Origin of the sequence: Kluyvera sichuanensis (genome assembly GCF_014218705.1) — a bacterium.
Classification (GTDB): domain Bacteria; phylum Pseudomonadota; class Gammaproteobacteria; order Enterobacterales; family Enterobacteriaceae; genus Kluyvera; species Kluyvera sichuanensis.
In genome coordinates this window covers 1-229 of sequence record NZ_JABBJF010000107.1, presented here as the reverse complement: position 1 = coordinate 229, position 229 = coordinate 1, and the positions used below count along the sequence as shown (strand labels likewise).

Annotated in this window: 1 rRNA gene; it reads right to left on the bottom strand. The window is 51.5% G+C overall.

The features are described 5' to 3' along the window. Positions 1–229: ribosomal RNA gene (locus tag HII27_RS27650) — 16S ribosomal RNA — on the bottom strand; the annotation flags it as partial.

Here is a 229-nt window from a genome sequence, read left to right as displayed (position 1 = left end):
CCGCTGGCAACAAAGGATAAGGGTTGCGCTCGTTGCGGGACTTAACCCAACATTTCACAACACGAGCTGACGACAGCCATGCAGCACCTGTCTCAGAGTTCCCGAAGGCACCAAAGCATCTCTGCTAAGTTCTCTGGATGTCAAGAGTAGGTAAGGTTCTTCGCGTTGCATCGAATTAAACCACATGCTCCACCGCTTGTGCGGGCCCCCGTCAATTCATTTGAGTTTT